We start from the raw sequence: 23369 nt of genomic DNA, 5'->3' as shown, positions 1-23369 counted from the left end.
GACCATGAACATGCCCATTGCTGATGTAAAAGCCCCTCGCAACGCCAAGGACCAGACCCGCTTCGCCGCGCTCTGGCGCCCGGCCCTGATCCAGGCCTTCGTCAAGTTGGACCCGCGCCAGCTCAAGCGCTCACCGGTCATGCTGGTGGTTGCCCTGACCGCTGTGCTCACTACCGTATTGTGCGTTGCCCCTGGTAGTGGCGTGAGCACGGCTGTTGCGGTGCAGATCGCCCTGTGGCTGTGGTTCACCGTACTGTTCGCCAACTTCGCCGAAGCCCTGGCCGAAGGCCGAGGCAAGGCCCGCGCCGACAGCCTCAAGGCGGGGAGCCAGGGGCTCACCGCCCAGCGTCGCGACAGCGCGGGTGTATTCCAGACGGTCGCCGCCAACGCGTTGCGCAAGGACGATGTGGTCAAGGTGGTCGCCGGTGAGCTGATCCCCGGCGACGGCGAAGTGCTCGAAGGCATCGCCGCCGTCAACGAGGCGGCCATCACCGGCGAGTCTGCCCCGGTAATTCGCGAGTCCGGCGGCGACCGCTCGGCGGTGACCGGCAACACGCGGCTGGTGTCCGACTGGCTGCTGATCCGCATCACCAGCAACCCGGGCGAGTCGACCCTGGACCGCATGATCGCCTTGGTCGAGGGGGCCAAGCGGCAGAAGACGCCTAACGAGATTGCCCTGGATATCCTGCTGATCGGCCTGACCCTGATCTTCCTGGTCGTGGTGGTGACCTTGCAGCCGTTCGCCCACTTCGCCGGCGGTAGCCTGCCGTTGATCTTCCTCGCCGCGCTGCTGGTGACGTTGATCCCCACCACCATTGGCGGCCTGCTGTCGGCCATCGGCATTGCCGGCATGGACCGCCTGGTCCGGCTCAATGTCATCGCCCGCTCCGGCCGTGCGGTGGAAGCCGCTGGCGACGTGCATACACTGATGCTCGACAAGACCGGCACCATCACCTTCGGCAACCGCCGTTGCAGTGCCCTGCATGCCGCCACCGGGGTAACCGCCAAAGAGTTGGGCGAGGGCGCCTTGCTCGCTTCGCTGGCCGATGACACCGCCGAAGGCAAGTCGATCGTCGAATACCTGCGTCAGTTGCACGACTTTGTCGAACCGGTCACCGGGCAGTTCGAGGCCATTGCCTTCAGCGCCGAGACGCGCCTGTCAGGCATCGATTTCCAGCAGCATCGCTACCGCAAGGGCGCGGTCGATGCGGTGCTGGCCTTTGTCGGCATGCAGCGCCTCGAAATGCCCGCCGCGCTGGCCCGCGAGGTCGAGCGGATTGCCCAGAGTGGCGGCACACCGCTGCTGGTGTGTGTCGACAAACGCCTGCTTGGGGTAATCCATCTCAAGGACGTGGTCAAACCGGGTATTCGCGAGCGCTTTGCCGAGCTGCGCAAGCTGGGCATCCGCACCGTGATGGTGACCGGTGACAACCCGCTGACCGCCGCTGCCATTGCCGCCGAGGCGGGGGTCGACGACGTCCTGGCCGAGGCCACCCCAGAGAAGAAACTGGCGCGGATCCGCCAGGAGCAGAACGACGGCCGCCTGGTCGCCATGTGCGGCGACGGCGCCAACGACGCCCCGGCGCTGGCCCAGGCCGACGTCGGCATGGCCATGAACGATGGCACCCAGGCGGCCCGCGAGGCAGCCAACATGGTCGACCTGGACAGCGACCCGACCAAGTTGCTGGATGTGGTTCAGGTCGGCAAGGAACTGCTGGTGACCCGCGGCGCCTTGACCACCTTCTCGATTGCCAACGACGTGGCCAAGTACTTCGCCATCCTGCCGGCCTTGTTCGCCGCCATCTACCCGCAGCTGGGCGTGCTCAACCTGATGCACCTGGCCAGCCCGCAGAGCGCGATCTTGTCGGCGATCGTGTTCAACGCGCTGATCATCATCGCGCTGATTCCGTTGGCCTTGCGCGGTGTGCGGGTGCAGGCGGCGAGCGCGGCCCACCTGTTGCGGCGCAACCTGCTCATCTACGGCTTGGGCGGCATCATCGTGCCGTTTGCCGGGATCAAGCTGATCGACATGCTGCTCAATGCCCTGCACCTGGTCTGAGGAGGCCGCCATGAACACTTATGTACGCCCGGCCCTGAGCCTGGCCTTGCTGATGACGTTGCTTACTGGCGCACTGTATCCGTTGGCGGTGACCGGTATCGCCCAGGTCGCCTTCCCTGAACAGGCCAACGGCAGCCTGGTGCGCGACGCCCAGGGCCAGGTGCGCGGTTCGGCCCTGATCGCCCAGGATTTCCAAGGCGATGGCTGGTTCCATTCGCGGCCTTCGGCAGGGGCCTATGCCACGGTTGCCAGCAGTGCCAGCAACCTGTCGCCGAGCAATCCGGCCTTGGCCGAGCGGGTGGCCAGTGATGCTGGCGCGCTGTATCGAACGCAACAAGGCCCGGTGCCTCAAGCCTTGCTGACGACCTCGGGCAGCGGCCTGGACCCGCATTTGCCGCCGCAGGCCGTGGCCTACCAGATTCCGCGTGTGGCTGCGGCCCGCAAGGTGCCGGAGGAGCGCTTGCAAGCCTTGCTTGAAGAGGCCACCCTCCACCCATTGATCGGGCCGCCTGTGGTCAACGTCCTGGCACTGAACCAGGCCTTGGAGACGTTAGGGCATTGAGACGGGGGCCTGCAACGCAGGCCCAACGATCCCCGCATTATTGAAGGATGACACATGAGTGATTCCGCCCGCGCAGACGCGCTGTTGGCCAACCTGCCGCGCGCTGGGCGCGGCAGGCTGAAGGTGTTTCTCGGCGCCGCACCCGGGGTGGGCAAGACCTACGCCATGCTGCAAGCCGCCCACACCCAGCAACGCCAGGGCGTGCAGGTGCTGGCCGGGGTGGTCGAGACCCACGGCCGCGCCGAAACCGAAGCGCTGCTCGGCGGCATGCCCCAGCAGCCACTGCTGCGCAGCGATTACCGCGGCGTCACGCTTGAAGAAATGGACCTGGACGGCCTGCTCAGCGCGGCGCCAGCCCTGGCCCTGGTTGACGAGCTGGCGCACACCAACGCACCCGGCAGCCGCCATGCCAAGCGCTGGCAGGACGTGCAGGAACTGCTCGCCGCCGGCATCGACGTCTACACCACCGTCAACGTGCAACACCTGGAGAGCCTCAACGACAAGGTCCGCGACATCACCGGCGTGCAGGTGCGTGAAACCCTGCCGGACTGGGTGCTGCAGGAAGCTTTCGAACTGGTACTGATCGACCTGCCGCCCCGCGAGCTGCTCGAACGCCTGCGCGAAGGCAAGGTGTACGTGCCGGAGCAGGCGCGGGCGGCCATCGATGCGTACTTCTCGCAGACCAACCTGACCGCCCTGCGTGAACTGGCCATGCAGACGGCCGCCGCCCAGGTCGATGCCGACCTGGCCCACGGCTATCGCCAGCGCGGCCAGGAAGCCCCTGCCTTGCGCGGGCGGCTGTTGGTTGGCGTCGATGGCGACGACCAGGCCGAACGCCTGGTGCGCCATGCCAGCCGGGTGGCTCAGCGCCGTCACTTACCCTGGAGCCTGGTGCACGTGGACAACGGTCGCCTGCGTGACGAGGCGGCGCGTCAGCGCTTGCAGGCTGCGCAGCAACTGGCCGAGCGCCTGGGGGGCGAAGTGGTGCTGTTGCGGGCCGGCGAAGTGGCGCGCACGTTGATTCAGCATGCGCTCGAACGCCGGGCCAGCCTGGTGCTGGTGGGGCAGTCGCGCGATCGCCTGCGTCGACGCCTGTTGGGGGCGGGGGTTGCGGCGCGGCTATTGCGCGAAAGCCATGGGCTGGAAATCAACGTGCTCGACCGCGATGCCCAGCCGCAACCGGCCCGCTCGGCGGTCAAGCGTGTGTGGGTGTGGCGGCATTATCTGCTGGCCCTGCTAGCCACCGTCATGGCGGCCGGCCTGGCTTGGGCGGTGTCGAGCGTGCTGGCGCTGCCTAATATCTCCTTGGTGTTTCTTGCTGCAGTGTTGCTGGTGGCGGTGCGCAGCAGCCTGGGGCCGGCGCTGGCGTGTGCGGCGTTGTCGTTCCTGACGTACGACTTCTTGTTCATCCCGCCGAATTTCTCCTTCAGCATCCAGCGCGAAGAAGACGTGCTAACCCTGGTGTTCTTTCTGCTCATGGCCGCCCTCACGGGTAACCTGGCAGCCCGTCAGCGCCGCCAACTGCAGGCACTGCGCGAAACCCAGGCACAAACCAGCCAGCTGCTCGACCTGTCGCGTCGGCTGACCGTCGCCACCGACCGCCAGGCAGTGTTCAACGCCGCCGGCCAGCACCTGGACGGCTGGCAGGACCTGCACGTGTGCTTGCTCGAACGTGATGCCGAGGGCCTGTTGCGCGTGGCCAGTGGCGAAGCCCACGCACTGAGCGACAACGAACGGGCCGCTGCCGACTGGGCCTGGCAACACGGTCAGGCAGCGGGCCAGGGCAGCGATACCTTGCCCAATGGCCGCTGGTGGTGGTGGCCCTTGGCGGTGGAGGATCAGCCGCTAGCCCTGCTCGGCGTGCGCTCGCGCACTGGCGACCCGCTCAGCGACCCGCGCCGGCGCCTGCTCACGGCCCTGGGCCAGCCGCTGGCCCAGGCGCTGGCCCGCGCGCGGCTGGCCGAACAGCTGGAGGCCGCGCGCCTGCACGGCGAAACCGAACAGCTGCGCAGCGCCTTGCTTGCGTCGGTGTCCCACGACCTGCGCACGCCGCTGACCGCCATGCGCGGCAGTATCGACAGCTTGCTGGCGCTGGGCGAGGCGATCCCCGAACAAGACCGGCGCGAACTGCTGGAAGGCACGCGCGACGAGGCCGAGCGCCTGGACCGCTACATCCAGAACTTGCTCGACATGACCCGCCTGGGCCACGGCGGCCTCAAGCTTGCCCGTGACTGGGTAGCCCCCGTAGACATCGTCGGCAGCGCGCTCAACCGCCTGCGTGTGGTGCTGGCGCCATTGCGCGTGCACACCTTGGTGCCGACCGAGTTGCCGTTGCTGTTTGTCCATGCGGCATTGATCGAGCAGGCGCTGGTCAATGTGCTGGAGAACGCCGCACGCTTCTCCCCGGCCAACGGTCGGCTGGAGCTGCAGGTGTCGGTGGTGGACGCACAATTGCACATGGCCGTGCGCGACCAGGGCCCCGGCATCCCCCTGGCGGAGCGGGAGAAGATTTTCGACATGTTCTACACCGCCGCCCGTGGAGATCGAGGCGGGCAGGGCACCGGCCTGGGCCTGGCCATCTGCCAGGGCATGATTGGCGCCCATGGTGGGCAGATCCTGGTGGGTGACGGCATCGATGGCCAGGGCACCGGCATCACTCTATGCTTGCCGCTGCCCCCTCAACCCCAAGCCGAAAGCGAAACCCCATGAGCCAGCCCGCCACCCTTTTGGTCATCGACGACGAGCCGCAGATCCGCAAGTTCTTGCGTATCAGCCTGACGTCCCAAGGCTACAAGGTGCTCGAGGCTGCCACCGGCGGCGAGGGCCTGGCGCAAGCCGCATTGGGTAAACCCGACCTGGTGGTGCTCGACCTCGGCCTGCCGGACATGGACGGCCAGCAGGTGCTGCGTGAGTTGCGCGAATGGAGCGCGGTGCCGGTGCTGGTGCTGTCGGTGCGTGCCAGCGAGGTGCAGAAGGTCGATGCACTGGACGGCGGGGCCAATGACTATGTGACCAAACCGTTTGGCATTCAGGAGTTTCTGGCGCGGGTGCGTGCCCTGTTGCGCCAGGTGCCGCAGGCCGGTGGCGGTGAGGTGGCCGCCAGTTTCGGGCCGTTGACCGTGGACTTCGCCTTCCGCCGGGTGACCTTGGAGGGCGTGGAGGTCGCGTTGACGCGCAAGGAGTATGCGCTGCTGGCCCAGTTGGCCGGGCACCCGGGCCGGGTGATTACCCAGCAGCAGTTGCTCAAGGACATCTGGGGGCCGACTCATGTCGACGATACCCACTACCTGCGCATCGTGGTCGGGCATCTGCGCCAGAAGCTCGGGGATGACCCAATGGCGCCGCGGTTCATCATCACCGAGGCGGGGGTAGGCTACAGGCTGGTAGCGCCAGGCTCGTGAGCGGGCAAGGTGGCATCAGGCCCTGGGCGGCTCTTTTTCGAACAGTTGGCGCATGACCTCCAGATAGCGCCGCGCGCCCAGGCCCAAGGGCCGCGGTTTGACCCAGATGATGTCGACCCACAAGCGTAACCGGCTGGCCATGTTGTCGAAGCGCACCTCGGCCAATGCGCCCGAGGCAATCAACGGCTCAACCAGCGGCTGCGGCAGGTAGGCCCAACCCAGGCCGGATTGCACCAGGTCCAGCGTCGCCAGGTAGCTGTCGGTCAGCCAGATCCGCCGCGACAGCACCATGCGCGGGTCGGAGCCGGTGGCTTTGCCGGAGGCCACGATGATTTGCCGTTGCTCGGCGAATGCCTCTTCCGGCAGCGGCGTGCCGTTGTTGCGCCCGGCGGGGTGGCGCGGTGAAGCAACGGCCACCAGCAGTTGGCTGCCGGCTTCAAGAAACGACTCGCGCTCATCGATCCCGGGCCGTTCGAATACCAGGGCCAACTGCACGCTGCCGTCGTGCAGCAAGCGTATGGCTTCGGCTTGGGTGGCCGAACGTACTTCGATCTCAAGGCTGGGGAATTCCTGCGCGAGGGTTTCCAAGGGCTGGCTCCAGCGGCCGGTCTGCAGCTCGGGCGCCATGGCGATGGTCAGGCGTTTTTCCAGCCCCTTGTGCAGTTGCAGGGCCTGGGCGTCCAACAAGTTGAGCTGGCAGATCACCTGCCTGGCCTGCGGTTCGAGCGCCAGTGCTGCGCTGGTCGGCAAGGCTTTGCGTGTGGCACGGTCGAACAGGGCCAGGTCAAGTTCTGCTTCCAGCTGGGCGATGGCCATGCTCACGGCCGACGGCACGCGGCCCAGCTTGCGTGCGGCTGCAGAAAACGACCCTGCCTCCAGTACCGCCAGAAAGACTGCAAGAGAGTCGCTGGTAAAGGCCATCGTCAGACCCCTCCTTGGCGGGCTACAAGTCTTCCGACAGGATACGGTCAACGCTGTCGACAAAGTAGTCCACACTCGCCTGAGTGGTACACATCGGCGGTTTGATCTTGAGGATGTTCAGGTAGTCGCCGGTCGGTTGCATGAAGATGCCCAGCTCACGCAGGCGATCGCACAGCAGCAGGGTCTCCTCGGTCGCCGGCTCCAGCGTCTGCCGGTCGCGCACCAGCTCCAGGCCCAGGTAGAAGCCCGAGCCATGCGCTGCGCCGGCGAGCGGGTGCTTGTCGACCAATGCCTGCAAGCGTGCCTTGAAATAGCGCCCGGTGTCGCGGGCGTTGTCCCACAGCCCTTCCTCCTGCATCACGTCCAGCACCGCCATGCCGATGCGGCAACTGACCGGGCTACCCCCCGCCGACGAGAAGAAGTAGCCCTGCGCCTCCAGCGCCTCGGCTATCTCACGCCGGGTGATCACCACGCCCAGCGGCTGGCCGTTGCCCATGCCCTTGGCCATGGTGATGATGTCGGGCACCACGCCTTGTTCCTCAAAGCCCCAGAAGTACTCGCCCAGCCGGCCATAACCGACCTGCACTTCGTCGGCGATGCACACGCCGCCCCGGGCGCGCACCTTGGCATAGGCGTCGGCCAGATAGCCCGCAGGCAGCGAGATGCCGCCGGCATTGCCGTACACCGGCTCGCAAATGATGCCAGCCAGCTGACGGCCACGGCCATCGAGGTCGGCCAGCTTGGCATCGACGTCACGCAGGTAGTCGGCGGCGCTGTCGGCACCGCGAAAACGCCCACGGAAGGTGTTCGGCGCCTCGACCGGGTGCACCCAGTCTGGCCGGGTCTCCAGTGCCTGCGGGTTATCGGCGATGGACGTTGATATGGCATCGGTGGCCACCGACCAGCCGTGGTAGGCCTCCAGCACGCTGAGCAGGTCGCGCCCGCCGCTGTAGGCCCAGGCCAGACGGATGGCCAGGTCGTTGGCCTCGGTGCCGCTGTTGACCAGAAACACCCGGTCGAAGCCTTCCGGCGCCAGTTTGAGCAGGCGTTCGGAAAACTCGGCGATGGCGGCGTAATGGAAGCGCGAGTTGGTGTTGAGCAGCGACCACTGCCGCGCCGACTCGGCCACCATGCGTGGGTGGCCATGGCCAAGCACGGCAACGTTGTTGAGCATGTCCAGGTACGAACGGCCCTGCATGTCGATCAGGTAATTGCGCCAGCCGCGTTCGACATGCGGCGGTTGCGCGTAGTAGTGCTTCTGCGAGCGGGCGAAGCTTGCGTCGCGGCGTGCCAGCAGCGCCTGCGGGTCGGGCAGCGCTTCGGCGTCGCAGTCAACGCCCAGCAGCGCGGCAGGCGACGGGCATAGCGCCAGCCAGGCTGCGGCCTGGGAGGGCGTGGCGAAGAAGGGAGGGCGGGCAGCGTTATCCAGGCACAGCTGAACGCTGAGCACGCCATGGCTGCTACCCAGTGGTTGACCTTTTGCTACGGCTTGGCCATCCACCGGGGCATCTTCCAGACCCGTGAGCCACAAGGCCCAATGCGGCGTGTGCAGGCAGCCGCGGCCATCGCCATGACGCTGCCAAGTGCCGGCCTCGGGTGCCTGCAGCAGGGTGCCGTTCGGCACCTGCAACTCCACACCCAGCGCGCAGGTGGCAGGTTCTTCGGGGCGGTCGATATGGGTTTGTGACAGGCGATACTGGCCATGCAGCGTGCTCGCCGGGGTCGGTTGTGCGGCCAGCAGGTGCTGATCGAAGCCTGGCTGCTCCCAGTTGCCCGCTTCGCAGTGCTGGCTGAGCACGCCCAGGTCGAGGCGTGCGACCGGCTGGCCGACCAGTTCGGGCAACAGGGGTGCACAACCGGCCAGCTCGGGCTTGCCGGGTTGAAGATTGGCCGCTTGCAGGATAGCCGCCTCCATCAACGCGAAAGGCACGGCGGTAGCGGTGTCGAAGATTTCCCATTCATGCGCGATGTTGTTGCGGATGTACTGGTTGCCCGGCGCTACGGCGAGCTGTTGCTCGCTGCTCAACACCAGTACCGCGGCGCGGTTGAGTACCAACGGCCACAGGGCCCGCAGTTCGGCCTCGCTCAGTGGGTTGAGCGCCTGGTAGGCACGTACCGCCGGCAGAATGCGCAGCGGGTCGCCTTCGGCATGGTGCAGCAGCGCAGCGCAGGTCACCGACAGGTCGGCGATGCGCCAGGTGCGCAGCAGGTCACCGAAGTCGATCACGCCCTGCAATTGCCACTGGCGCTCGCCATCGCGGGCCCACACGGCGTTGTCGTCGGTCACGTCCAGGTGCACGGCCTGGCAGGGCAGTTGGTCGGCCAGCGGCGCCAGGTGCGCAGCGGCCAGCTGGGTGGCTTGCTCGACACGGGCGCGGTGGCCTGCGTCCTGTAGCACTGGTAGCAGGTGCTGGATCAGTGCCTGGGCGTGCTGCGGGTCCCACTGCAGGGTGCGGCTCAGGCCTGGGTGGTCAAAGTCGGCCAGGGCTTTGTCCAGCCGTGCGCAGAGCCCGCCCAGTTCGGCCATCAGGCGTGGCGGCATGTGTTTGAGGCGGGTCAGCGGCTGGCCGTCGATGTAGTCGAGCAGGCGTACGCGCAGTGGTTGGCCGGCGATGTCCAGTGCCAGCAGCGCTTGGCCGGTTTGTGCGGGGCGTACTGCGGGTACGGGCAAGCCCTGTTCACGCAGGTAGGCCAAGGCGGCGTGCTGGGCTTCCAGTTCGACCTGGGCGTAGCTGCCGTGGCAGGCCTTGAGTACGAAACGGCCTTGGGGGGAATCCAGGCGGAAGTTCAGGTCCTGCTGGCTGCCCAGCGACGTCAGGTTGCCAGCCAGGTTGTAATGCGTCTGCAGCAAGGCGTGCGCCTGGGCTTCGCTTAGCGAGGGGCTGGGCAGGGCGGAGCGCTGGATCAGGGTGGCCAGGGCAGGGGTGGCTGGGTTTAGGCTGGGCATTGGGGGCTACCGTTGGTGCTGGGAGGCGGTAGGGAATTTATGCCCGTTTTGGTTGATGATGGAAGACGATTGTTGTCAGAATTTTTGATGATTAGGTGCATGTCGAAAAATTTGCAGCGCCTATGAGATCGAGCGCCGCCCGCGCTGCGCTTCGCGGGGCAAGCCCGCTCCCACATCTGTTTCGGGCCAATGAGTCCTGTTAAATAGGCGCGCGACCCCTTGTTTGTACGACGCGATATCGAGGCGAGCACCAAAGGCGCCGCGCGCCAATGCTTCAGGCAAAACTGGCCCGAAACAGATGTGGGAGCGGCGGTGCGGCGATCCGACTGGCCCCGCGAAGCGCCGCGCGGGCGGCGCTCGATCTCATAGGCGCTGCTAATCTAACGACATGCCCTTGTAGCCTTCACCTCACCTCAAAAGCTGGCCTTCACCGACACCATGAAATTACGCGGTTCCCCATAGTAGTTGCCAAAGGTCTCTGTCCCGATGCTGGCGTAATAGCGCTTGTCGAACAGGTTGTTGCCGTTAAGCGCCACCGACCAGGTCTCATCGATCCGATACCCGATCCGCCCGTTCCACACCGCATACCCCGCCTGGCTGATCTTCTCGCCACTGGCCGGCGAAAGCCGGAAGTTGTCACTTTGCGCATTCACCCCGGCGCCAATGCTGACCCGCTCCAACGCACCCCCCAAGGTGTACTCACCCCACAAGCGCAACACATGGCGAGGCACATAGCTGTTGAACGCCGCGCCATTCAAACTGCTGTCGATATCATCCAGCGTCTTGGTCTGGGTATAGGTGTACCCCGCCAGCAACTGCAGCCGCTCGATCACTTCACCGCTGAGCTCGGCCTCGAACCCTTGGGCGCGCACCCGGCCGGCGTTCACGTAGCAATAACCATCGGATGACGGGCAAGACGAGTTGAAGTCGGTTTGCGCCTGGTCTTTCTGAATGGTGCGGAACAGGTTGAAGGCGCCGTTCAAACGGCCGTCGTACCAGGCACCCTTGATCCCCAGCTCATAGCTCTGGCCCACCAGCGGTTTGAGCGTCGAGCCGTCTTCTGCCCGGTAGTTGCCTTGCGGGGTGAAGATGTCCGAGTAGCTGGCGTAGGCCGTCAGGTTCTCGTTCAAGTCCAGCAGCACGCCGGCAAATGGTGTGACCTGCCCGGTCTCACGGGTGTTGGAGGGCTGCGATTCACCGCTTCTGATGAAGACGGAATCCGTCTTGGAGTCGTACCAGCTCACCCGGCCACCGACCACCACGGTCAACGGGTCGGCCAGTTTCAAGCGCAGGGTCGAGTAGAGGCCCTTTTGCGTGGTCTTGCTCTTGACCGGCCCGCCGCGCGACGAGTTTTCGATGAAGTAACTGTCATCGGGCTCGGGGATGAACTTGTCGGGGTTGAACACATTCTGGCGCTGCGGCAGAAACGCCACCGAGTAAAAGTCGTCCTTGTTCGAGCGGCTGGCGTTCATGCCCAGCACCAGTTCATGCTGCTGGCCGAACGCGTCGAACTTGCCATCCAGGTAGGCGTCCAGGCCGTAGTCGACCTGGTCGTAGTCATACATGCTGCCCAGCATGCCGGTGGTGTCGATGCCGGGCGTTACCGCGCCCGAAGCGAAGGCGTACTTGATGTCCTGGGTGTTCTTTGTATAAACACTGGCAACTTTGAGCTTCCAGTCTTCATTGACCTGATGGGTGAGGTCGCTGAACACGGTAGTGCGCTTGCTGCGCCAGGTGTTCCAGGAGGGGTCGAGGCAGGTCGAGCGGCTGAGGTTGAGGTCGCTGCGGTCCTTGTAGCGCGGCAGGCCACCCCAGCACGGGTTGGCGTCGACATCTTCATAGGCAACGCCCAGCCCCAGGGTCGTGTCGGGGCTCAGGTCGAAGTCGAGCGCGCCGTAGTACACCTGGTCCTTGCGGTTGGCGTCGTCTACAAAATAGTGCCGGCTCTGCTCGGCCACCACCGCCCGGCCACGCAGGGTGCCGGCCGCGTTCAGCGGGCCGCCGGTGTCGATCTGCCCGCGGTAGTTGTCCCAGCTGCCACCGGACAAGGTGATGTCGGTATGCGCATCGGCAAGGCCACGCTTGCGCACGAAGTTCACCCCGCCTGCAGTGCCGCCCGAGCCCTTCATCATGCCTGCAGCGCCGCGCAGCACTTCGACCCGGTCGTAATACGCCATGTCACTGCTGAAGCTGTCGGCCTGGACATACAGGTTGCCCATGTCCAACGGCACGCCGTCGTACTGGTACTGGCCCGACATGCGGAACCCGCGCGAGTAGAAGTATTTGCCGCCCATGGTCGAGTCGTACACGGTAATGCCCGGCGTCTTCTCCATGACCTGGTCGATGGTGTACAGGTTCTGGTCGTCCATCATCTTGCGCGTCATCACCGTGACCGATTGCGGCGTCTCCTTCAGCGAGTGCTCGCCCTTGCCGATGGTCACCGCGCCGGTGGTGTACGAGCCGCTGTGTTCAGTGGTCGCGCCCAGCACCTGGCTGGTGATGTTGGTGGCCCCCAGCTCCATCGCCGAACCCGAAGACGGCACGGCCCGCAGCACATAGGTACCGTTTGACTGCGGCTCGGCCTGCAGGCCGCTGCCTGCCAGAATCTGGGTGAAGCCTTCGCTGACACCGAATGCCCCTTTGAGCCCTGCGCTGTGCAAGCCGTCGGTCTGCTTGGCATCGAACGACAGCGCAGCCCCCGCTGCACTGGCATAGCGGCTGAGCACTTCGGTCAGGCTGCCCCCGGCAATGTCGAACGTCCTGACGCCGTTCTGCTGCACCGGCACCTGTGCCGCGAACGTCATCATGGGCCAGGCACCCGCAGTGGTTGCCGCCAACAGCCCGACTTTTACCGTCGTCGCCAGACGACCACGCTTGAACACTCCAGACATGCCAATCCTCCCCCAGAAAACGATCAATGAATCCCATTGGGGGATGAGCCGAACGATGCGAACAAAAAGTGCAAAAGCGCCGGAAGTTTTTTCAACTCACAGCGCCAGTGGGCTGTCAGGCGGTGACACGTTGACCCAAAAACGGCTGAAGCGCGTGACGCGCAGCGCAAAGCCACTTTCCAGCGCCGCCAGCGCCCGGTCGGTGTCATCGATCGGGAATGCGCCCGATACCTTCAATTGCGCAATGCGCGGATCGCAGCGCAGCACCCCGCTGCGATAGCGCGACAGGTCGGCAAGCAGTTCGGCCAAGGGGCGATCGAGGGCAATGATGCTGCCTTGCTGCCAAGCCCCCACAGACGCGTCGTTGCGCCGTAGTGCCCCCACCGAGCGGTCAGAAAAGGCAATGGATTGCCCAGCCTCCACACGCACGGCCAGAGCACCGCTGGTCGCCCTGACTTCCACCGCTTTTTCGAGGACCGCCACTTCACCGCCCAGCGCTTGGGCGCGCACGATAAAGCGCGTGCCCAGCGCGCGTACCTGGCCATGCCGGGTGTGCACCGTGAACGGCCGTTGCGCGGGGTCGACAGCAGTGGTGACCAGAATCTCACCGCGCAGCAGTTCCAGCACCCGTTGCTGGCCGTCGTACTTGAGGTTCACCGATGTGTCGGTGTTGAGCAGCAGCGAGCTGCCATCTGCCAGGCGAAATGCGCGGCGTTCACCGACGGCGGTACGGTAGTCGGCAAACTGTTGCTGGGCAGTGTCGCTGCGCCAACCCAGCCAGCCCAGCGACGTCGCCGGCACCACCACGACCACACTGCGCAGCAACTGGCGCCGAGAGCGCTCGGCACCGCGCAGGGCTGGTGCCGCCAGGGCGCCGGGCACGCTTGTCATCTGCTCGGCCACGGCGGCCATGCGTTGCCAGGCTTGACGGTGAACCGGGTCGGCAACCAGCCAGTCGTTCCAGGCGCGGCGGTCGGCATCGGTTGCGATGCCCGAATGAAGCCTTGCGTACCAGCGGGCGGCGACGCTGATGGCTTGCAACTCGGCAGGCGAAAGGCTCATGCCTGTTGCAACTGCATCAAGCAGCAATGCTCCATGGCCTTGGCCATGTAATTGTTGACGCTGCGTACGCTGATGTTCAGTTGCTCGGCAATCTGCGGGTAGGTCAGGCCATCGAACTGCGACAGCATGAATACCTGCTTGACCTTGGTGCCAAGCCCTTGCAGCAGACGGTCGATTTCCACCAGTGCCTGCAACAAAATCGCCTGTTCCTCCAGCGAAGGCTGCAGCGCTTCGGGCAGGGTAGCCAAGGCCTCCAGGTAGGCTTGTTCCAGTGAACGCCGGCGGATCAGATCGATCAACAGGCCTTTGGCGATTCTCGACAGGTAGGGGCGCGGCTCGCGAATGTCCAGCGCGCTGCGTGCCTTGATCACCCGCACGAAGGTGTCTTGCGTCAGGTCGGCGGCATCGAACGCATTGCCCAGGCGCTTGCGCAGCCAACCATTGAGCCAGCCGTGGTGCTCGCAGTACAGGTCGTTGACGGCGCTACGCAGGGATAGATCGTTGGCGGACATGGTGATGGAATAGTTCGCGAGTGGTAATGAATCTTATTGTCGTGCCGGCTGTGGTTGCTTTGCAAGCGCCGCGCTGCTGACGAATGTGTCTTTGCCTCCACGAACGGGTCGCTGCCCTACAGCGATTGAAGAAACGCACGAATCGCCTGGCGCGCCTGGGCACCTAGCGCTACGTAGCGTTGCCGGGCTGTTTCCGCCTCGCCGCCATGCCAGACAATGGCCTCCTCCAAGGTGCGCGCTCGGCCATCGTGCAAGTAACCGCTGCTGGGCGTGATCCGTTCGCTGAGGCCAAGCCCCCACAGCGCAGCAGTGCGCCATTGCCGGCCGTTGGCGAGATAATCCTCACGGCCATCGGCCAGGCCTGGCCCCATGTCATGCAGCAACAGGTCGGTGTACGGCGCAATGTGTTGCTGTGTCAGCGCCGGATAGAGCGGGTGCTTGCCGGTGACCAGCGCGGGGCGATGGCAGGCGGTGCAGCCGATGGCAGAAAACAGCTTTTCGCCCTGCATGACTGCTGGCTCGGTCTGTTGTCGACGGGCAGGTGCCGCCAAGTGAGCGAGGTAGAAGTGCAGGTCGCCGAGCTGCAGGGCGTTCAGCTCGGGGTCGCCGCCCTGCGCCGCGTGGGCGCAAGTCTGTTGAGCGGGCGTGCAGTTTTGCTCCGGGGCCAGCGTCGAGGTGATGCCAAGGTCGCCAAGCATGGCGTGGGCGATCTGTTGGCGCAGGTCTGGCTGGTTGGCCTTGAGGCCAAACCGGCCGCCCTGCGCCGCGTGGGCGCAAGTCTGTTGAGCGGGCGTGCAGTTTTGCTCCGGGGCCAGCGTCGAGGTGATGCCAAGGTCGCCAAGCATGGCGTGGGCGATCTGTTGGCGCAGGTCTGGCTGGTTGGCCTTGAGGCCAAACCGGCCGGCCTCGGCGCGTTGTCGCTCGACGCTCCACACCGCGTTGACGTGCCCCGTCACGCCGTCGGGTTTGGCCTCAGAGGCCATGGCACGCAGGGTGCTCTCGTCAATGGCCTCCAGCAAACCCAGGCCGAATACCGGCGGGCCCACCCTTGCCGAGGTCAACACCGCATCCATCGGCCCATAGGCCAGCTCGCGCAGCTCGACCTTGGGCTTGCGCAGCATCACGGTTTCGCCGTCGCCCAGTTGCACCGCATGTTCTTGCCAGTAGACATGGGCGCGCCCTTCACCCGGCACGCCTGGCACACCCAGTTCGTTGAGCTGGTCACCATAGACCGGGTGCGGCTTTGGCCCACCCTGGGCATCGTGCCCAGGCAGCGACAAGCGCAGCAGCATGCTGCGCATCGGCTGGCCCTGCGCCGGCGCCTGTCCGCGCCCATTCTTGGGGTGGCAGGCGATGCACGAAACCCGGTTGTACAGCGGCCCAAGGCCATCCACTGCTTCGTCTCGGGACGGTGCAACCACCCAGGCCTGACGGAACAGGCTGCGCCCGCGGAAGAAGCGTTCCAGCTGGCCTTCGTCCAGCCCGGCGAATGGCTGAGCAAAGGCTTCACGGTGGGTCGCCGTGTGCGTGGTATCGGCGCTGGCGAGCAGGCTCGTCAGCAAACCGATCGATAACCCGGCAGCGCGCAGGGCGGTCACTGGCCCAGACCATCAAGCAGACGGGACGCCTCTGCCCGGTGACGCGCGGCATTGAACTGCCAGGTGATTTCCCGGCGGCCGAGTTCGTCCTGGTCGCTTGCCGGCGCTTGCGTCATGCCGTTGTCCTGGCGTGCCGCGAACAGTGCCAGTAGCGGCTTCGCCTCGGCCTGCTCGGCATCCAGTGGCGGCGCGGTCAGGTGTTGGCGTATGGCGCTGACGTCCAGCCCAGCCGCTTCGGCCGCGTGCAGTCGAGCCCAGAGCGCGCTCAATGCTTCGTGGGGCATGCCCAGCCATTGGGTAAACAGCGAGCTGACCAGTGCCAGGCGCTCACGGGAGCTGCCGTTGCCATAGTCATAGGCGCCGAGGCCCGCGGCAACGAACGGGTCATGGTAGTTCGCCGGCAAATGCTGGTAGACACTGGGGCGCACGGGCAGTTTGCGGATGTCCGCATCGGCCAACAGCCCCTGGCCTGTTTCGGACAGCACGAACTGCGCAAACGCCCTGGCACCGGCCAACGCCTGGCTGTGGGCGGTAATGGCGATGAACGCCGGGTTGAGGCCGCCATGCGCCGGGTAGACGAAGTCCACCGGCTCGCCATTGGCCTTGGCCGAGGCGACGAAGAAATCAATCGACAAGCCTACCGCTGCGCGCCCGCTGGTCACTTCATCACTGACCAGGGTGCCGCCGCGCGTCACCAGGCGCGCCTGGCCGGCCAGCTCGCTCCAGATGGCCCAGCCGCGCTCCCAGCCATAGGCACGCAACACGATATCCAGCAGTACCGGCGCAAAGCCGACCCGGCCAGGGTCTGGAAGCGCAATGCGTCCGCGCAAGCGGGGGTCGAGCAAGTCGGGCCAGTCCCGCGGTGACGGCACCCCCAATTGGCCCAGCGCCGTGGCGTTGATGGCGAAGCCATACCCCGCCAATTCGGTAGCCTGGTACAGGTGCTGAGGGTCACGCAGTGCCAAACCACCGATCTGTGCGGGCAAGCCCTTCAGGTTGACCCCCAAGGGTTGCCAGCTGCCCGCTTTCGCCAACCGGGCGAAGTTGCCGGGTGAGGGGGCCCAATAGACATCGACACCGCCCTGCCTGGCTTGCAATAGATAGGGCAGGGCATCGAAGCCCTGCCGCCAAAGGATCTGCAGACGGTACTGCGGGTGGGCTTGGGCAAACCCATCCTCGATGCGCGTCATCACTTCCTCGGGGTAGCTGGTCATGACCACCACGGTTTGCGGGGCAGCGCTCAGCAGCGTGCTGAAGGTCAGCAGCAGGCCTGCCAGCCAGCGGTTACAGCGGCGCATTGAATTGCACGAAGTATTGGCGGCCCATTTCAGGGTAACCCTCGCTGTACTCATACAACCGGTCGAACAGGTTGCGCACGCCGCCCTCGATCAACACGTCGTTGCTGAACCGGTACCCGCTCTTGAGGTTGTACACGGCGTAGCCTGGTGCCGTTTGATTGCCGTCCGAGGTGTTGTAGCGACGCGATGCGGCCTCCACGCTGGCGGTGTGTTGCCAGGCGGCCAGATGCCAGGAGGCCGAGCCGAAGAAACTGTGGCGTGGGGTGTCGGTGGGGTGCAAATCGCGGTTGCTGAGGTTCTTCCGGTCAAGCCAGGTGTAGTTGGCCGCCAATTCCCAATCCCCCAGGTCGCCGTTGATGCCAAGTTCGACGCCCTGGTTTCGCGCTTTGGCGATGTTCTGGTACTGGCCACAGGGCGCGGCGCAGTTCGCCTGTGCGGGCACTGTAACGTTCTGGATGGAATCTTCGATGTTGGCAACGAACAGCGCCGCATCGAGCTTCCATTGTGGGGCCACCTGGCCGCTGTAGCCGAGCTCGTAGTGGGTCGCTCGCTCGGACTTCAGGTCCGGGCTGGGGATGACGGTGCCAAAGCGGGTCGAGTAGCGATCCTTGATGGTCGCGAAGCGGCTTTTGCGTGCAACCGTCAGGCGCAGTTGGCCGTTGTCGTCGGTGCCCAGCAGCGGGTTGGTATTGGCGAACAGGCCCAGCTGCGCGTTGACGGCGTCGTTGCTGCCGGTGGGTTCGTCGTAGAGCATGGGCCGCGACGGCGAGCTGGCGTTGGTGCCGTAATTCTGTGCGTCCAGGCTTTTGCGGTAGTTATAGGAGATGCCGCCGACCACGCTGAATATTTCGTTCAGGCGCAGGGTGTCTTCCAGGGCAATCGACTGGGTCTGGTCACGGAAATAGGTCTGGGGGTTGGCGCCATCGCGGGAACGGTGCACATCGTCCTTGAAGTGGTAGGCAATGCCCAGGCGGTTGGCCTCGCTCAAGGCCAGGTCACCCTCTACCGAAAAGCCGCTGCTCTCATCATCGTATTTGCTGGGGAAACCCGGCTGCAACGCTCCGACCACGCCGTTGCGATAGGTGTAACTCTCCAGCGAGTTCTTGAAGGTGTCGTGGTAAACGCGGGTTTTCAGGGCGTGCTCGCCGAAGCCGGTCTTGGTGGCGATGAACACACTGGTGTTGTCTGAGCGCGGCCACTCCCACCAACGCGCACGTTGGCCGGTCGTTGGCAGGTCGCCGGCGTAGGTTGGCTGGCCCTTGCGCCCTTCCTGCTGAACGTAGCCGAGCACGTACTCATCGGTTTCGTTGGGTGTGAAGCCAATTTTGAAGCTGAATTTGCTGTCGCGGTGTTTACTGTTCTCGCGGCGCCCCGGGCCTTGCTGGCTATTGGTCGGTTTGAAGTCATCGGGCAGCAGGGTGTAGTCGTAATCGACATACGACACCCCACCCTGAACCCACCACAGGCCCTGGTTGGAACCTACGTTGGCGTAACTGCGGTAGGCGTTCACGTTGCCGTGGTCGGTGAGTTCCAGCCCGCCACCCACTTCGCCTTCGAACGCATCCGTCGGGCGACGGGTGATCAGGTTGATCGCCCCGCCCAGGGTGTTGGGCCCGTACAGCAGCGAGGCGAAGCCCTTGTCCACCTGGATGCGCGACAGGTCGTAGGTGGTGAAGCGGCCGAGGTCGATGTTGCCGTCATAAGGCACGTAGGTGGGGATGCCGTCGATGAACACCGGCACCTGCAGGCGATCGAAGCCACGCACGAAAACCACCTGCTCGGCGCGACCGCCGATGTACCCGAGGTTGACCCCAGGGGCCAGGGTCAGTGCGCTGCCGACGGTTTCGCGATCGTGCAGCCGAATGTCTTTCAAGTCGACGACGCTACCACCCGTGGACAGCGTTTCGTCCCGTGGTGCGGAAATCTGGATTTCGCCGAGGGTGAAGGTGTTTTTCTCTTCGGCGAGGACAGGCTGTGCACCGAGGGCTGCGACGGCAACCATCAAGGTACGCGGTGATAGCGGCTTCATTACTGCTCCTTTGTCGGCCATGGCGTTGGCGGTACCTGGCGACGTTATATATTGTTGTATATAGCGATAGGCGAGTCTTGGCGGATCACGGCCTCCCCAGGACGTGATCAGCCAGCGCTCGAAAATAATGATGGGATGGCAGAAGGCCAACCGCGACGAATCCTAGCGTTGTTTACCGGTCGTTACAACGCTATATACCAAAATGTATAACGATTGGTTGGCGGGGCCGCCTCAGGCGTGAGTGTTCTGGGGGATTTTGCTGCTTGAGGTCAAAAAGGCGGCAGGGGTATGTTTTGGAAATGCCCTACAAGGAAGCGGTAAAGTCTGATTCTCAAGTGTCTCTGGCGGCACCTATGGCTTGAGCTGCGCCGCCTCGAAACCTCAGCCTGATGTATCAACTTCCAAAAACGCCGCTTCCAGCAACTGCCGCGTATACGCATGCTGCGGCGCATGGAAGATGGCCTGCGCATCCCCTTGCTCCACCACCTGCCCCTGCTTGATCACCATCAGCTGATGGCTCAACGCCTTGACCACTGCCAGGTCGTGGCTGATGAACAGGTAGGTCAGGTTGTACTTCTGCTGCAGGCTGCGCAGCAACTCCACCACCTGCCGCTGCACCGTCCGGTCCAGCGCCGACGTCGGCTCATCCAGCAGAATCAACGCCGGCTTCAACACCAGTGCCCGTGCAATCGCAATGCGCTGGCGCTGGCCGCCGGAGAACTCGTGCGGGTAGCGGTGCCGGGTGCGCGGGTCCAGCCCCACTTCCTCCAGCGCCGCAATGATCGCCGCCTCTTGCTCTTCAGCCGTACCGATGCGGTGAATCCGTAGCCCTTCGCCCACGATGTCCGCCACGCACATGCGTGGGCTCAGGCTGCCGAACGGGTCCTGGAACACCACCTGCATCTGCCGCCGCAGCGGGCGCACTTCCTTCTGGTTCAACCCTTCGAGGTGCTGGCCATGAAAGCGAATGCCGCCCTGGCTTGAAATCAAGCGCAAGATGGCCAGCCCGAGCGTCGATTTGCCCGAGCCACTCTCACCGACAATCCCCAGCGTCTGCCCCTGGGGCAAGCTGAAGTTGATGCCGTCCACCGCCTTCACATGGTCGACCGTGCGCCGCAAGAAGCCTTTCTTGATCGGGAACCAGACCTTGAGGTCATCCACTTCAAGCAACGGCGCACCGACCGGGTTGTGGGCAGGCTGGCCGCTTGGTTCGGCATTGATCAGCATCTGCGTGTAGTGATGCTGCGGCGCACTGAACAGCGTCGCGCAATCGGCCTGCTCGACAATCTGCCCACGTTGCATCACGCACACGCGGTGGGCGATCCGCCGCACCAGGTTGAGGTCATGGCTGATCAACAGCAGCGCCATCCCCAGCCGCGCCTGCAGTTCCTTGAGCAGGTCGAGAATCTTCAACTGCACGGTCACATCCAGCGCCGTGGTCGGTTCATCGGCAATCAGCAACTCCGGCTCGTTGGCCAGCGCCATGGCGATCATCACCCGCTGGCGCTGGCCGCCCGACAGTTCATGGGGCAGTGCCTTGAGGCGTTTGTGGGGGTCGGGAATACCCACCAGCTCGAGCAGTTCCAGGGTCCGTGCGGTGGCTTGCTTGCCGGTCAGGCCCTTGTGCAGCAAGAGGATCTCGTTGATCTGCTTCTCGATGCAGTGCAAGGGGTTCAGCGAGGTCATCGGCTCCTGGAAGATCATCGCAATGCGGTTGCCACGAATATGCCGCAGGGCCTTCTCGCTCTGCTGCAGCAGGTCCTTGCCCTCGTAGTGGATGCTGCCGCTGGGGTGGCGGGCGAGGGGGTAGGGCAGCAGGCGCAGGATCGAGTGGGCGGTCACCGACTTGCCCGAGCCGCTCTCGCCGACCAGGGCCAGGGTCTCGCCCTTGCGGATGTCGAAGCTGATGCCGTCGACCACGCGGTTGACCTGCTCGCCGGTGACGAACTCCACCGCAAGATCACGCACTTCGATCAGGTTGTGTTCGCTCATGTCATTTCCTTGGGTCGAAGGCATCGCGGGCGGATTCACCGATGAACACCAGCAAGCTCAGCATCACCGCCAGCACGGCGAAAGCACTGATGCCAAGCCACGGCGCCTGCAGGTTGGATTTACCCTGGGCGACCAGCTCGCCCAGCGACGGCGAGCCGGCGGGCAGGCCGAAGCCGAGGAAGTCCAGGGCGGTCAGCGTGCCGATGGCGCCCGTGAGGATGAACGGCATGAAGGTCATGGTCGAGATCATCGCGTTGGGCAGGATGTGCCGGTACATGATCGCGCCGTTGCGCATGCCCAGGGCGCGGGCGGCGCGCACGTATTCGAGGTTGCGGCCACGCAGGAACTCGGCGCGCACCACGTCCACCAGGCTCATCCACGAGAACAGCAGCATGATCCCCAGCAGCCACCAGAAGTTGGGCTGCACGAAACTGGCGAGGATGATCAGCAGGTACAGCACCGGCAACCCCGACCAGATTTCCAGGAAGCGCTGGCCGGCAAGGTCCACCCAGCCCCCGTAGAACCCCTGCAGGGCGCCGGCGATGACGCCGATGATGGAGCTGAGGATGGTCAGCGTCAGGGCGAACAGCACTGAAACGCGGAAGCCGTAGATCACTCGCGCCATCACGTCGCGGCCCTGGTCGTCGGTGCCCAGCCAGTTGTCCGCCGAAGGTGGGGCCGGCGCCGGCACCTTGAGGTCGTAGTTGATGCTCTGGTAGCTGAACGGGATCGGCGCCCACAGCACGAAGCTGTCCTTGTTGGCCAGCAGCTCGCGGATGTACGGGCTTTTGTAGTTGGCTTCCAGCGGGAACTCGCCGCCGAAGGTCGTCTCTGGGTAGCGCTTGAAGGCGGGGAAGTACCACTCGCCGTCGTAGCGCACGGCAATCGGTTTGTCGTTGGCGATCAGCTCGGCACCCAGGCTCAGGCCGAACAGGATGAGGAACAGCCACAACGACCACCAACCTCGGCGGTTGGCCTTGAAGCGCTCGAAGCGCCGTCGGTTGAGAGGGGACAAGGCCATGTCAGTGCTCCCGGCTGGCGAAGTCGATACGTGGATCGACCAGGGTGTAGGTCAGGTCGCCGATCAGTTTCACCACCAGCCCGAGCAGGGTGAAGATGAACAGGGTGCCGAAGACCACCGGGTAGTCGCGGTTGATCGCCGCCTCGAAGCTCATCAGGCCCAGGCCGTCGAGCGAGAAGATCACCTCGATCAGCAGCGAGCCTGTGAAGAAGATGCCGATGAAGGCCGAAGGGAAGCCGGCGATCACCAGCAGCATGGCGTTACGGAACACATGCCCGTACAGCACCCGTGAGCGGCTCAGGCCCTTGGCCTTGGCGGTGACCACGTACTGCTTGTTGATCTCGTCGAGGAAGCTGTTTTTGGTCAGCAGGGTCATGGTGGCGAAGTTGCCGATGACCAGCGCGGTGATGGGCAATACCAGGTGCCAGAAGTAGTCCAGCACCTTGCCGGTGGTGGACAGCTCGTCGAAGTTGTTCGAGGTCAGCCCGCGCAGCGGGAACCAGTCGAAGTAACTGCCGCCGGCGAACAGCACGATCAGCAGGATGGCGAACAGGAACGCCGGGATGGCATAGCCGACGATGATCGCCGAGCTGGTCCAGACATCGAAGTGGCTGCCGTGGCGCACGGCCTTGGCGATGCCTAGCGGGATAGACACCAGGTACATGATCAGCGTGCTCCACAACCCCAGTGAGATCGACACCGGCATCTTCTCGATGATCAGGTCGATGACCTTGGCATCGCGGAAGAAGCTGTCGCCGAAGTCCAGCTGGGCGTAGTTCTTGACCATGATCCACAGGCGTTCAGGCGGCGATTTGTCGAAGCCGTACATGCGCTCGATCTCGGCGACCAATGCCGGGTCCAGGCCCTGGGCGCCGCGGTAGCTGGAGCCGGCCACGGAGACCTCGGCACCGCCACCGGCGATGCGGCTGGTGGCGCCTTCGAAGCCTTCGAGCTTGGCGATCATCTGCTCGACCGGGCCGCCAGGCGCGGCCTGGACGATGATGAAGTTGATGACCAGGATGCCGAACAGGGTCGGGATGATCAGCAGCAGGCGGCGCAGGATATAGGCCAGCATC

Annotated in this window: 15 protein-coding genes; 4 read left to right on the top strand and 11 right to left on the bottom strand. The window is 64.8% G+C overall.

What is annotated here, in order from left to right; genetic code table 11:
* The first annotated feature begins 4 nt into the window (after positions 1-4).
* Genes kdpB through LJX93_RS18050 form a run of 4 tightly spaced genes read left to right on the top strand, consistent with a single transcriptional unit; the run spans position 5 to position 6022 of the window.
* Positions 5-2059, top strand: coding sequence for a potassium-transporting ATPase subunit KdpB (gene kdpB, locus LJX93_RS18065; protein WP_227696262.1), 2055 nt, complete (start codon positions 5-7; stop codon positions 2057-2059).
* Between the two features lie 10 nt (positions 2060-2069).
* Positions 2070-2621: a potassium-transporting ATPase subunit KdpC gene (gene kdpC, locus LJX93_RS18060; protein WP_033699234.1), complete on the top strand. Its 552-nt coding sequence runs from the start codon at positions 2070-2072 to the stop codon at positions 2619-2621.
* A 54-nt stretch (positions 2622-2675) separates the two neighbouring features.
* Positions 2676-5330: a sensor histidine kinase gene (locus tag LJX93_RS18055; RefSeq protein WP_227696261.1), complete on the top strand. Its 2655-nt coding sequence runs from the start codon at positions 2676-2678 to the stop codon at positions 5328-5330.
* A complete protein-coding gene (locus LJX93_RS18050) occupies positions 5327-6022 on the top strand; it encodes a response regulator (RefSeq protein WP_047581252.1) in 696 nt (231 codons plus the stop codon). The genes LJX93_RS18055 and LJX93_RS18050 overlap by 4 nt, the downstream gene beginning before the upstream one ends.
* Before the next feature lie 15 nt (positions 6023-6037).
* Here LJX93_RS18050 and LJX93_RS18045 read toward each other — a convergent pair whose 3' ends face one another.
* The 11 genes from LJX93_RS18045 to LJX93_RS17995 form a co-directional block, all read right to left on the bottom strand.
* Positions 6038-6943: a LysR family transcriptional regulator gene (locus LJX93_RS18045; RefSeq protein WP_033699229.1), complete on the bottom strand. Its 906-nt coding sequence runs from the start codon at positions 6941-6943 to the stop codon at positions 6038-6040.
* 22 nt (positions 6944-6965) lie between these two features.
* Positions 6966-9890 (bottom strand): aminotransferase, encoded by a 2925-nt coding sequence (locus tag LJX93_RS18040; protein ID WP_227696260.1) that lies wholly within the window; start codon positions 9888-9890, stop codon positions 6966-6968.
* Positions 9891-10303: 413 nt separating this feature from the next.
* Positions 10304-12781 carry a TonB-dependent siderophore receptor gene (locus LJX93_RS18035; protein ID WP_033699226.1) on the bottom strand — a complete coding sequence of 826 codons (2478 nt, stop codon included), beginning with the start codon at positions 12779-12781 and terminating at the stop codon, positions 10304-10306.
* A 96-nt stretch (positions 12782-12877) separates the two neighbouring features.
* On the bottom strand, positions 12878-13843 hold the full coding sequence (locus LJX93_RS18030; protein WP_227696259.1) for a FecR domain-containing protein: 966 nt from the start codon (positions 13841-13843) through the stop codon (positions 12878-12880).
* Positions 13840-14355, bottom strand: coding sequence for a sigma-70 family RNA polymerase sigma factor (locus LJX93_RS18025; protein ID WP_033699223.1), 516 nt, complete (start codon positions 14353-14355; stop codon positions 13840-13842). Before LJX93_RS18025 ends, LJX93_RS18030 begins: the two co-directional genes overlap by 4 nt.
* Before the next feature lie 116 nt (positions 14356-14471).
* Entirely contained in the window at positions 14472-15953 is a 1482-nt protein-coding gene (locus LJX93_RS18020; RefSeq protein ID WP_227696258.1) for a di-heme oxidoredictase family protein, read from the bottom strand.
* Positions 15950-17251, bottom strand: a complete 1302-nt coding sequence (locus tag LJX93_RS18015; protein ID WP_227696257.1) for an ABC transporter substrate-binding protein — start codon at positions 17249-17251, stop codon at positions 15950-15952. Before LJX93_RS18015 ends, LJX93_RS18020 begins: the two co-directional genes overlap by 4 nt.
* Positions 17238-19280, bottom strand: coding sequence for a TonB-dependent receptor plug domain-containing protein (locus LJX93_RS18010; protein WP_033699222.1), 2043 nt, complete (start codon positions 19278-19280; stop codon positions 17238-17240). Before LJX93_RS18010 ends, LJX93_RS18015 begins: the two co-directional genes overlap by 14 nt.
* Before the next feature lie 381 nt (positions 19281-19661).
* The gene (locus LJX93_RS18005) at positions 19662-21272 is read right to left on the bottom strand and encodes an ABC transporter ATP-binding protein (protein ID WP_033699220.1); all 1611 of its coding nucleotides are present in this window, start codon (positions 21270-21272) and stop codon (positions 19662-19664) included.
* A 1-nt stretch (position 21273) separates the two neighbouring features.
* Entirely contained in the window at positions 21274-22293 is a 1020-nt protein-coding gene (locus tag LJX93_RS18000) for an ABC transporter permease (RefSeq protein WP_033699218.1), read from the bottom strand.
* Position 22294: 1 nt separating this feature from the next.
* Positions 22295-23368, bottom strand: coding sequence for a microcin C ABC transporter permease YejB (locus LJX93_RS17995; RefSeq protein ID WP_033699217.1), 1074 nt, complete (start codon positions 23366-23368; stop codon positions 22295-22297).
* Position 23369: the final 1 nt, after the last annotated feature.

The sequence above is a fragment of the Pseudomonas sp. HN2-3 genome (assembly GCF_020691745.1).
Lineage (GTDB): Bacteria > Pseudomonadota > Gammaproteobacteria > Pseudomonadales > Pseudomonadaceae > Aquipseudomonas > Aquipseudomonas capeferrum.
The sequence above is the reverse complement of the archived record's forward strand: the minus strand, read 5'-3'. Positions and strand labels throughout refer to the sequence as shown.

Excerpts from the sequence above, each read along its gene's own strand:
- LJX93_RS18055 (WP_227696261.1), top strand. The coding sequence starts at position 2,676 with ATGAGTGATTCCGCCCGCGCAGACGCGCTGTTGGCCAACCTGCCGCGC.
- kdpC (WP_033699234.1), top strand. The coding sequence starts at position 2,070 with ATGAACACTTATGTACGCCCGGCCCTGAGCCTGGCCTTGCTGATGACG.
- kdpB (WP_227696262.1), top strand. The coding sequence starts at position 5 with ATGAACATGCCCATTGCTGATGTAAAAGCCCCTCGCAACGCCAAGGAC.
- LJX93_RS18030 (WP_227696259.1), bottom strand. The coding sequence starts at position 13,843 with ATGAGCCTTTCGCCTGCCGAGTTGCAAGCCATCAGCGTCGCCGCCCGC.
- LJX93_RS18015 (WP_227696257.1), bottom strand. The coding sequence starts at position 17,251 with ATGCGCCGCTGTAACCGCTGGCTGGCAGGCCTGCTGCTGACCTTCAGC.
- LJX93_RS18035 (WP_033699226.1), bottom strand. The coding sequence starts at position 12,781 with ATGTCTGGAGTGTTCAAGCGTGGTCGTCTGGCGACGACGGTAAAAGTC.
- LJX93_RS18000 (WP_033699218.1), bottom strand. The coding sequence starts at position 22,293 with ATGGCCTTGTCCCCTCTCAACCGACGGCGCTTCGAGCGCTTCAAGGCC.
- LJX93_RS18025 (WP_033699223.1), bottom strand. The coding sequence starts at position 14,355 with ATGTCCGCCAACGATCTATCCCTGCGTAGCGCCGTCAACGACCTGTAC.
- LJX93_RS18040 (WP_227696260.1), bottom strand. The coding sequence starts at position 9,890 with ATGCCCAGCCTAAACCCAGCCACCCCTGCCCTGGCCACCCTGATCCAG.
- LJX93_RS18005 (WP_033699220.1), bottom strand. The coding sequence starts at position 21,272 with ATGAGCGAACACAACCTGATCGAAGTGCGTGATCTTGCGGTGGAGTTC.
- LJX93_RS18010 (WP_033699222.1), bottom strand. The coding sequence starts at position 19,280 with ATGAAGCCGCTATCACCGCGTACCTTGATGGTTGCCGTCGCAGCCCTC.
- LJX93_RS18045 (WP_033699229.1), bottom strand. The coding sequence starts at position 6,943 with ATGGCCTTTACCAGCGACTCTCTTGCAGTCTTTCTGGCGGTACTGGAG.
- LJX93_RS18050 (WP_047581252.1), top strand. The coding sequence starts at position 5,327 with ATGAGCCAGCCCGCCACCCTTTTGGTCATCGACGACGAGCCGCAGATC.
- LJX93_RS17995 (WP_033699217.1), bottom strand. The coding sequence starts at position 23,368 with ATGCTGGCCTATATCCTGCGCCGCCTGCTGCTGATCATCCCGACCCTG.